Genomic DNA, 9664 nt, shown 5'->3' with positions numbered 1-9664 from the left:
CCTGGCAGCCCCGGAATTTTCGCTGCAGCACCCGCGGCTAGCGCCGTCGGCTCAGGGTTTTCGGTCTTTTGAGCCGTAGGCGCTAGCCTCGGGCCTCACAGCCCCGGAATTTTCGCTGCAGAACCCGCGGCTAGCGCCGTCGGCTCAGGGTTTTCGGTCTTTTGAGCCGTAGGCGCTAGCCTCGGGCCTCACAGCCCCAGAATTTTCGCTGCAACACCCGCGGCTAGCGCCGTCGGCTCACGGTTTTCGGACAGAGCCGTTCCGGGCCACAGCTTGAACACTTCTCGCTCGCCCCTTCTATCACCTATGATTGAGAGAGTCTGCGGGAACGCTCCCGGGTGGACCAAGATCGATAATTCAACCTACCCCCACGAACCGCGTCATGCTGTTTACCACGCGCCGTCCGTTTGGAATCGCCGTCGCTGCTTCCGCAGTGCTGTTCTCAGCCCTTGCGGCCTCCCCTGCTCTGGCCTGTCCGTTCTGTAGTGCCGTCTCGCAAACGCTCCGCCAGGAGATGGAGACGATGGACGCGGTGGTCATTGCCGAAGCGACCGCGGGCAGCGAGCGGGACGCGGAGTCGGGTGAGGTCTCGCTGAAAGTGGTGCGAGTCCTCAAAGGCGAGAAACTCATCGCTCCCGGTGCGATCGTTCAAACTGTCTATTACGGCAGCGTCGAACCGGGGCGGCGATTCATGCTCAGCGGGGTCGAGCCCCCGCAGCTGATGTGGTCCTCCCCGCTGCCGGTCGAAAAGGAGGCCGAAGAGTATCTGGTGGCCGTGACGAAGTTGCCCGAGGACGATCTGGAGAAGCTGCGGTTTTTCCAGCAGTACTTGGAGAGCGAGACGACGATGCTCGCCCGCGACGCGTATGACGAATTTGCGATCGCTCCCTACGAAGCGGTCCAGCGGCTCAAGGACGACATGGACCACGACCAGTTGGTCGAGTGGATCAGGGATCCGGAGATGCCGGCCGATCGCCGCCGGTTGTACCTGACGATGCTCGGCGTATGCGGTACCGCCGAAGATGTACCGATGCTCGAGGGCTTTTTGCGGAGCACCCAGAAGTCGGCCCGCACCGGACTCGACGCCCTGGTCGCTTGCTACCTGAAGCTGGCCGGAGCCGACGGATTGCCGCTGATCGACGAGCTGTTCCTGGCCAACAAGCAAGCTCCCTATGCCGATACCTATGGGGCGATCATGGCGATTCGCTTCCATGGCACCGAGACCGACGAAATCCCCCGCTCCGAGCTGGTCAAATCGCTGCACCACGTGCTCGAGCGTCCCGACTTGGCTGACTTGGTGATCCCCGACTTGGCCCGCTGGGGCGACTGGACACAGCTCGATCGCTTGGTGGAACTCTTCGCCGAGGCCGAAGCGGACAACAACTGGATCCGCGTCCCGGTCGTCAACTACGTCCGCGCTTGCCCGCTGCCCGAAGCCAAGGTGGCGATGGAGAAGCTCAAGGAGATCGATCCCGAAGCGGTCAAACGGGCCAATACCTACTTTACCGCTCCGGTGCCGCCAGCCGATAAGCAGCCCACCTCGTCCGACGCTCGGCGAAACAGCGAAGTGCCGATCGCGATGGGCTCCACCGGTGGCCCAGTGGCGAAAGGCCCAGGCCCAGTGGCGAAAGGCTCATTTGCGAAAGGCTCATTCGCGAAAGGTCCGGTGGCCGATGCCCGCCCGCTGGCGTTCGTCTCCGAGCGTCAGCGAGCCGAGCAGCCCGCTTCGCTCGGTTTGAGAATTCCGAACCGCTCGCAGATGTTGACCGTACTGGCTACTACGACCGCGTCGCTGCTGATCTTCGGCTATCTGTTGATCAGCGGTGGCCCTCAACCGCGGCCCCAGTACGTGCGGCAAGTGTCGCGTCGCTGAGTTCTCCATTCTCAGAAACCTTTCTTCGGGTGATCTTCGCAGATGGCTACTGCTGCTCCCTCCGCATCCGCTGCTAGTCCCCAGCCCGCCAGTCTCCAGTCCTCCGCGGATCCGCAGCCTTACGCGTCGCAGTCCTCCGCGCCGCAGTCCTCCGCGTCGCAGTCCTACGCGCCGCAGGCTCTGGGGCTGTCGGCTTCGAGCGACCCGAGCGATCAACCTTACCGGGCGCTCAGCCGCGGTGCGATCGTCTCACTCGTCCTGGCGGTCCTCGCGGTGCCGGGACTGGTGCCCGCGTTCGAGGCGATGCTGGTGCTTTCGCTGGTGGGCTTGATTACCGCCCTGTTCGCCTTCCGGACCATTCGCCGCTACCCGAATGAGTACAGCGGCCGAGCGCTGGCGATCGGCGGGATGGCGCTCAACGGATGCCTGCTCTTCGGGGGCGTGGCGATGCACACCTACGTCTATTTGACCGAAGTTCCCGAGGGCTACGAGCGGGTCTCGTTCTACGCGCTGCAGACTCCCGAAGGCCAACCCGATGCGCCCACGGCCGAGGCGCTGGCGATCGATGGCAAGGATGTGTTCTTGAAAGGCTACATCCATCCCGCTTCGGGCGACGGAGAACTCCGCCGCTTCGTGCTGGTCCCCGACCTCGGAACCTGCTGTTTCGGCGGTGAACCGCGGAGCAGCAGCATGATCGAAGTGACCCTTACGGGCGGCCAAACGGTGCGGTCGTCGATGATGAAAATCAAGCTCGCTGGTAAGTTCGTCGTGAACAAGTACCGCCAGACCAGCCGTGACTTTGACAATGCGGTCTTCTATCGTTTACAAGCCGATATGGTGAACTAGGCACCGTCACGCACGCCTCCCCTCGAACCCTGGATCCGCAGCCATGCCCGCCTCCCACACGCCGACTGCCGCCGCTCGCAGCTCTCGCGTTTTTGCGGGAATCGGTCTCGCTGGATCGCTTCTTGCATCGCTGCTCGTTCCCTCGGCCTTTGCCCAAGACGGCCGCCGCCCGGTTCCGGCCGAATACCAGCAGTCGGCCGCTGCGGAGGACGATCCGCGAGCCCAGCGCCGGATGCCGCAGCGGAAGGGGGAGATCACGTTCGACAACCTGAAGTTTGACATCGAAAAGGATGGCAAATTCGAACGTGAGATGCTGACCAAAGAAATCGAGAAGCTCAACAATCAGACAATTCAAATCCGCGGCTTCATTCTGCCCGCCTCGGTGATGCAGATGAAGAACATCAAGAAGTTCGTCTTGGTCCGCGATAACCAAGAATGCTGCTTCGGTCCCGGTGCGGCCCTTTACGACTGCATCATCGTGCAGATGAAGGGGGAAGCGACGGCCGAATTCACCACGCGTCCGGTGGCCGTCAAAGGCAAGTTCAAGATCAAAGAATTCAAATATCCGGGCGACGAAGGGCACTACGCCATCTACGAAATGGAAGCGACCGCGGTGGAGTAAGGCCCCGAGGGCGGTCGCCCGGGTATTGCATCAGCCGCCGGGCGCTAGCCCCCGGTTCCCGAACACGCCGGGAAAACCGGACGCTAGCGCGTGGCGGCTGATCTTGGCATCACCCTTCGCACCAACCGTCGCGCGGCCGCCGGTCGATCTTGGGGTCGGCCAGCGCCAGTTTGCGGACTTCGGCTTCGAACGCCTCGACCTGCTCGGCGCTGCTGAGCAGATGCAATCGCAGCCGATGCGTCTGCGTCTCTCCCGCCTCGAGCGAGACGATTCGTCCGTTCGCCTCTTCGAACCTGCGGGTGTTGGGAAATCCGGTGGCCGGCTCGAGGCCCGTGACGTAGCCATCGGCAAGCCCGGCTGTGTTCTTCCACTGGATGAAGTAGGGAAGCGTCGAAGTGTCAAAGCTGACGCCGAAGCCCGCCGTGCCGTCGGCGCCACGGAGCAGCGCTCGCGTCCATCCCGAGTGATCGGCTACCAGCCGCATCAAGTAAACCTCTTCGGCGAAGCCGACCTGCGGCCCTTGGTAGCGAGGATACGAGTCGATCGCCGCGGCCGCCTGATCGGTTTTGGGAACGACCTCCACCGCCGGGGCGACCAGCGTCGCTCCTTCGCTCAGCAGCGGCGCGCCGAGGTTGATGTGGTACAGCAACTGCGCGGTGGCCGGACTGTCGGAGTGGTTGGTGACGCGGTCCTCGATTTCGATCGTCTCGCCGTCGATTGCCATGCGAATGGTCGACTCGAGCGACAGATTCGTGAAGAACAGCCGCGACTCGCGGACCGTGCCGCGGACTTCGACCGTGCCTGCTTCTGCATCGACCGCGACACTCAGCGATTCGGCTGGCAGATTGGCGATCCGCCCGTGCAGCGGATACTCGAGCTGTCCGCCTGAGCCGAACTGCGGCGCTCCGTTGCTCTCGAGCCCGCACCGCACCAGCAGCTCGTCGAATCCCGACAGCCAACCCAATCCACTTGGCTCCGAGAGCGGGACCCATGCCGGGTGAACCGGTCCCTGGACGGGTGAATTCCAGCCGAAGCTCCGCTCTCCGGCCCACGCTTTCCAGATCCCCATTCCCCGCGTCGGCAGCAGGGTGAAACCGGCCCGCTCGCCGCCGACGTGCAGGTGCTCGACGCCGGCGGAGACTCCCGCATCGCCCCGTTGCCGCCGCAGCTGCACGCGGCCGCGCACGGTCTCGATCTCCTCGGGCAACTCGCCGGACGGATCGGCCGCAGCGGCAGTGGGAAGCGAACTGGGTTGGCCGAGCGGCGGAGTGGAGAGTCCGTACAGCGGGAAAACCTGCGTCATCACAGCGGCCTCGGTGCGAGTCTTGACGGAGTTCTGGCCAGGGAAGGGATAGCGTCCGCCCTTGGCACGGCGGCAGTGCTGTAACTTGTAACCGTACCGCTGAGCGAATAAAACATCCACTCGCCAGCTGCCTCGCCCGACCTCACGGCCGCGTTCGCGCTGGCTTTTTTTTCGCCGATCGATAATCCTCTCCGCCGAATCGCAGGAACTGACGAGAGATGACAGAAGTTAAATTGGACGAGGGTTTAATCAAATCCGACTCAGTGGCTTCGGTGCTCGAGTCGGCACTGGACGCCGGCGGCGGGCTGCTGCGGCTGACTCCCACCTGGGTCCCCCGCTCATTCCTCCACCCGGGACGGCGGATCAAGTTGCACCCGGGCGATTACTATCGTTTCGGCGCCGATCGTGGCGGCATTGATGAACGGTGGTTCGCCAGCACCACCGAAGCGGCCAACGATGGCCGGGTATGGCACGAAGGCCTCAGCTTCTGTTTGTTCGAAGGCAAAAAATTTCTCCTCCGAGACGCGGTCGCCGAAGCCGGCAAACGCTTGATCGGCGAGCCGGTGTTCAGCAAGTACGAGCGGTGGCCGGTCTATTCGAAATTCTTCGACAATATGGGACCCATCCCGCACCATATGCACCAGTCGTTCGAAGACGCGGCGCTGGTCGGTCAAGAAGGGAAACCCGAGAGCTACTATTTCCCGCCCCAGCTGAACAACGTCGACAACAATTTCGCCTACACGTTCATGGGGCTCGAGCCAGGAACGAAACCGGAAGATGTGCGGCGTTGTTTAGAAAACTGGAACGAGGGCGACAACGGAATCCTCGACCTCTCCCGGGCCTACCGTCTCAAACGAGGCACCGGCTGGTTGATTCCGCCGGGCGTCCTGCACGCCCCCGGCAGCCTCTGCACTTATGAGCCGCAGTGGGGCAGCGACGTGTTTGGGATGTTCCAATCGATCGTCGAAGGTCGCTACGTCCCCTGGTCCTTGCTGGTTAAGGATATGCCCGAGGACAAGCACCAAGACCTCGACTTTATCGTCGGACAATTGGACTGGGATAAGAACGTCGATACCCACTTCAAGGAATCCAACTATCTGGAACCGATCCGCGACGAAGAGCGGAGCGGAGATGGTTATGAGGATTTGTGGGTTGTCTATGGAACCGTCGACGGCCAACAGCTCTTTAGCGCTAAGGAATTGACGCTCCAGCCAGGCGCCAAGTGCGTTTTGAAAGATCAAGGTGCCAGCGGCTGGATCACCGTCCAAGGAAGCGGCCGGATGGGCAATCTCAAACTCCAGACGCCGGCGATGATCCGCTTCGGCGAGAACACCGAGGACGAAGTTTTCATCAGTCATGAAGCGGCGACCGCCGGAGTCGAGATCCACAACACGGGGAGCGAGCCGCTGGTCGGACTCCGCTACTTCGGCCCCGACACCCGCCCGAACGTGTAAAACGTATCCGCCGCCGGGCGACGGGCTTCATCAGCCGCCGGACGGCAGGCCGCAGTATTCATCAGCCGCCGGGCGCTAGCCCCCGGTTCCCAAACGCAAGGCAAAAACCGGACGCTAGCGCGTGGCGGCTGATAGAGTTTGATCCAGTTTCCTCCTGAGGCTTTGAGCACATGTCTAGCAACAACAGCTTTCCGAAACTTCACAACGCGGCGTGGCCTGGTGTGGTGGGCAAAGGGGGCGAAGGCAACGATCCGCCGATCGCGCTAGACACGATGCTGGACCTGACCGCGGCGGCGGAAGTCGACGGCCGCAAATTCGATGGGGTCGATCTGTTCCTATCCGACCCGCACGTGTCGATCGATTCGAGCGATGGGGATCTGCAAAACCTCGCCGAGCGGGTGCGGAGCCGGGGACTGGTCATCGGCAGCGTCGTGGCTCCGGTCTGGCCGCCGACCGGGGGTGGCTCGGCGATGGGAGATCCCGACGAGGTGGAAGCGTTTTTGACCCAGGTCCGCAAGGCCTGCCAGATCGCGCGCCGGCTCCGGGAAATCGGCATTCGTCCCTACGGCGTGGTCCGCATCGACTCGGCGGCCGGCGTCAGCGAGTGGGCAAAAGATCCCGAGAACAACCAGTCCAAAATCGCCGACACCTTTAAAGCGGCGGCCGACATCGCCGAAGAGTTCGACGAGCGGCTGGCGGCCGAAGGCGAAATCTGTTGGGGTGGGATGCATTCGTGGCGGCACATGGTGGACTTGCTCGAGCGAGTCGGCCGCCCCGAGCGGCTCGGCTTTCAAGCTGATATGGCTCACACCCTGCTCTACCTGCTCGGTTACAACGCTCCGGAAGACGCGCTGTTGCCAAGCGACTTCGATTGGTCGGACAACGCCAAGAAGAAGGAGGCGCTGCGGGAACTGACCCACGCCTTGCGGCCCTGGACGATCGATTTCCACGTCGCCCAGAACGATGCCACGGTTTTCGGTAGCGGAAGCCATGATAAGACGGGCCGTCACTGCCTGCCGACCGATCCCAACGGCAAACTCAACATCGCCGAGGACGCCGGATTCTGGCTTCGCGACGAACACGGCGAAGTGCTGAAGACGATCGAGCACATCTGTTGGGACGGGTGCATGTTCTCGAACGAAGTGATGCACCAGCAAGAAACTTGGAACAGCATTTTGGAAGCAATGATCAGCGTCCAAGACGCTCACGGCTGGAACTGATTGTTTCGAGACTCGTCTCGCCTGACCCGGTGGACCAGGCGGCGTACCCTATCAGCCGCCACGCGCTAGCGTCCGGTTTCCACAGCGCGTTCGAGAACCGGGGGCTAGCGCCCGGCGGCTGATGAATAATCTCGGCTAGCCCATGGCGGCTGAGGGCTATTCCTTTCATCCTTCAAATCCTCCCGAGTCATTCCCCATGAAAAATCTCAACATCGGCATGATTGGCTATGGCTTTATGGGCAAAGCTCATACGAACGCCTACTGCCAAGCCCCCCGCTTTTTCCAGAACGAATACCGCCCAGTGCTCAAGGCGCTGTGCGCTCGCAACCAGGAAAAGGCGCAGGGCTTTGCCGACAACTGGGGTTATGAATCGGTCGAGACTGATTGGCGAGAGCTGCTCAAGCGGGATGACATCGACGCGGTCGACATTTGCGTGCCGAACAACCTGCATAAGGAAATCGCAATCGAAGCGGCCAAAGCCGGCAAGATGATCCTCTGCGAAAAACCGTTGGCGATGAATGTCGCTGAGGGAGAGGAGATGTGTGCGGCGGTCGAGAAGGCGGGCGTTGCCAATATGGTCTGGTACAACTACCGCCGAGTGCCCGCGGTGACGCTGGCCAAGCAATTGATCGACGAAGGCCGACTCGGCCGCATCTTCCACTACCGGGCGTTCTTCCTGCAGGACTGGACGATCAACGCCGATGTGCCTCAAGGAGGTGCGGCGACTTGGCGATTGGACGCTGAAGCGGCCGGCAGCGGCGTGACCGGCGACTTGCTGGCCCACTGCATCGACACGGCGATGTGGCTCAACGGGGGGATCAAAGATGTATCGGCGGTGACCGAGACATTTGTGAAACAGCGCAAGCACGCCGAGACGGGGGAAGCCGCTCCGGTCAAAATCGACGACGCCTGCTCATTCTTGTGCCATTTTGAAAACGGCTCGCTGGGACTCTTTGAGTCGACCCGCTACGCCCGCGGCCATAAGGCGCTCAATACGCTCGAGATCAACGGCGAACATGCTTCGATCGCCTGGGACCTGCACGATCTCCATCGGCTCGAATACTTTGATCACCGCGACGATTCGATCGTTCGCGGGTGGCGGAGCATCCACGTCTCCGACGGCGACCAGCCCTACATGGACCACTGGTGGGTCCCCGGGCTGCAGATCGGCTACGAGCACTCGTTTACGCATCAAGTCGCCGACTTCCTCAAGAGCCTGGAGACCGGCGAGGCAGCGCATCCGAACTTCCGCGACGCGCTGCAGACCCAGAAGGTCTGCGACGCAGTGCTCTCAAGCGCCGGCGAGCGGGCTTGGAAGAGCGTCTAGTGGTCGCCGACGAGGATTTGTCCAACCATCAGCCAGACCGTGGTGAAGAGAACGCCGAGCGCGGCGTGAATGATGTCTGCGGACATGATCGTGGGTGCTTTCCGGTGCAGGGAGAACAAGCGTAACGGTCTTCCCTGACCTGCAACCACGGGGGATCCTCCACCCGGTAAACACAGATATCGGCAAGGGGCGAGCGAGCTCTGCTGAAAATTTCTTGCCCCCGCGCGTTCGCTAGGACCGTCAGGCTTTCTCACTCCCGAGGGTGCTGAACGCCCAGCCATCTTTCGGCCCAGCCATCTTTCGCCCCTGCCCCGGGGCGGACAATGGCCGGAATCAAACAACGCCTCGAATCGACACAGGAAACGCCCCCCGCGATGACGTCCTACTGGCTGCTGAAGACCGAGCCCAGCTCGTACTCGATCGACGACTTGGCCGCAGCTCCCGAGCAGACGACCCACTGGGACGGAGTGCGGAATTACCAAGCCCGCAACATGCTCCGCGACGAGCTCCAGGAGGGAGATCGGGTGCTGCTGTACCACAGCGTCAAAAATCCCGCGATCGTGGGGACCGCGACAGTCGTCCGCAGCGGCTATCCTGATCCGTCGGCGTGGGACAAGCGGAGCAAGTACTACGACGCCAAGAGCGATCCGGAAAACCCGCGGTGGTACATGGTCGATGTGCGGCTCGACGAAAAATTCGAGCAGCCGCTCACGCTCGCCGAACTGCGGGAGATGAAGAAGCTCCAGGAGATGGAGCTGCTCCGCAAGGGGAGCCGATTGAGCGTCCAGCCGGTCCGCAAAGCCGAGTGGACCGCAATCCTCGCCAAGGCGAAAGCACCGTAGGCCGTCACCCTCCCACCCCGTGGGAGGGCCGGGCTGGGATGGTGAAAACTTTCTCGTAAATGAGTTGAAGCTGTTCCGCCAAAGCCATCACCCTCCCCCCGGAGGTCGTGCAGTTTTCCGGTCCCCTCTCCCCCGCGGCTTGGCTGCGAACGAAAGTTCCGCAGCCAAGCCGTGGGG

The 9664-nt window shown here is 62.3% G+C and carries 8 protein-coding genes; 7 read left to right on the top strand and 1 reads right to left on the bottom strand.

All coding sequences use genetic code 11. From position 1 onward, the window contains the following. Window positions 1–382: 382 nt before the first annotated feature. The 3 genes from GNK13_RS00485 to GNK13_RS00475 are packed head-to-tail and all read left to right on the top strand — an operon-like array spanning window position 383 to window position 3341. A complete protein-coding gene (locus tag GNK13_RS00485) occupies window positions 383–1873 on the top strand; it encodes a hypothetical protein (protein ID WP_164100470.1) in 1491 nt (496 codons plus the stop codon). A gap of 42 nt (window positions 1874–1915) precedes the next feature. Then, a complete protein-coding gene (locus GNK13_RS00480) occupies window positions 1916–2719 on the top strand; it encodes a DUF3299 domain-containing protein (protein WP_164100469.1) in 804 nt (267 codons plus the stop codon). 43 nt (window positions 2720–2762) lie between these two features. Further along, a complete protein-coding gene (locus GNK13_RS00475) occupies window positions 2763–3341 on the top strand; it encodes a DUF3299 domain-containing protein (protein WP_164100468.1) in 579 nt (192 codons plus the stop codon). 109 nt (window positions 3342–3450) lie between these two features. Here GNK13_RS00475 and GNK13_RS00470 read toward each other — a convergent pair whose 3' ends face one another. Continuing rightward, window positions 3451–4644 carry an aldose 1-epimerase family protein gene (locus GNK13_RS00470; protein WP_164100467.1) on the bottom strand — a complete coding sequence of 398 codons (1194 nt, stop codon included), beginning with the start codon at window positions 4642–4644 and terminating at the stop codon, window positions 3451–3453. Between the two features lie 218 nt (window positions 4645–4862). Here GNK13_RS00470 and GNK13_RS00465 point away from each other — a divergent pair, with 218 nt between their 5' ends. The 4 genes from GNK13_RS00465 to GNK13_RS00450 all read left to right on the top strand — a co-directional run bounded on the left by GNK13_RS00465 (window position 4863) and on the right by GNK13_RS00450 (window position 9487). After that, entirely contained in the window at window positions 4863–6098 is a 1236-nt protein-coding gene (locus GNK13_RS00465; RefSeq protein WP_164100466.1) for a hypothetical protein, read from the top strand. Window positions 6099–6268: 170 nt separating this feature from the next. Then, window positions 6269–7318, top strand: a complete 1050-nt coding sequence (locus GNK13_RS00460; protein ID WP_164100465.1) for a sugar phosphate isomerase/epimerase family protein — start codon at window positions 6269–6271, stop codon at window positions 7316–7318. Between the two features lie 196 nt (window positions 7319–7514). Then, on the top strand, window positions 7515–8645 hold the full coding sequence (locus tag GNK13_RS00455; RefSeq protein ID WP_164100464.1) for a Gfo/Idh/MocA family protein: 1131 nt from the start codon (window positions 7515–7517) through the stop codon (window positions 8643–8645). 374 nt (window positions 8646–9019) lie between these two features. Beyond that, window positions 9020–9487, top strand: a complete 468-nt coding sequence (locus GNK13_RS00450) for an EVE domain-containing protein (RefSeq protein ID WP_164100463.1) — start codon at window positions 9020–9022, stop codon at window positions 9485–9487. The last annotated feature ends 177 nt before the right edge of the window (window positions 9488–9664 follow it).

The sequence above is a fragment of the Candidatus Laterigemmans baculatus genome (assembly GCF_010367455.1).
Taxonomy (GTDB): domain Bacteria; phylum Planctomycetota; class Planctomycetia; order Pirellulales; family Pirellulaceae; genus Laterigemmans; species Laterigemmans baculatus.
The sequence above is the reverse complement of the archived record's forward strand: the minus strand, read 5'-3'. Positions and strand labels throughout refer to the sequence as shown.

Excerpts from the sequence above, each read along its gene's own strand:
- GNK13_RS00460 (WP_164100465.1), top strand. The coding sequence starts at position 6,269 with ATGTCTAGCAACAACAGCTTTCCGAAACTTCACAACGCGGCGTGGCCT.
- GNK13_RS00455 (WP_164100464.1), top strand. The coding sequence starts at position 7,515 with ATGAAAAATCTCAACATCGGCATGATTGGCTATGGCTTTATGGGCAAA.
- GNK13_RS00480 (WP_164100469.1), top strand. The coding sequence starts at position 1,916 with ATGGCTACTGCTGCTCCCTCCGCATCCGCTGCTAGTCCCCAGCCCGCC.
- GNK13_RS00450 (WP_164100463.1), top strand. The coding sequence starts at position 9,020 with ATGACGTCCTACTGGCTGCTGAAGACCGAGCCCAGCTCGTACTCGATC.
- GNK13_RS00475 (WP_164100468.1), top strand. The coding sequence starts at position 2,763 with ATGCCCGCCTCCCACACGCCGACTGCCGCCGCTCGCAGCTCTCGCGTT.
- GNK13_RS00485 (WP_164100470.1), top strand. The coding sequence starts at position 383 with ATGCTGTTTACCACGCGCCGTCCGTTTGGAATCGCCGTCGCTGCTTCC.
- GNK13_RS00470 (WP_164100467.1), bottom strand. The coding sequence starts at position 4,644 with ATGACGCAGGTTTTCCCGCTGTACGGACTCTCCACTCCGCCGCTCGGC.
- GNK13_RS00465 (WP_164100466.1), top strand. The coding sequence starts at position 4,863 with ATGACAGAAGTTAAATTGGACGAGGGTTTAATCAAATCCGACTCAGTG.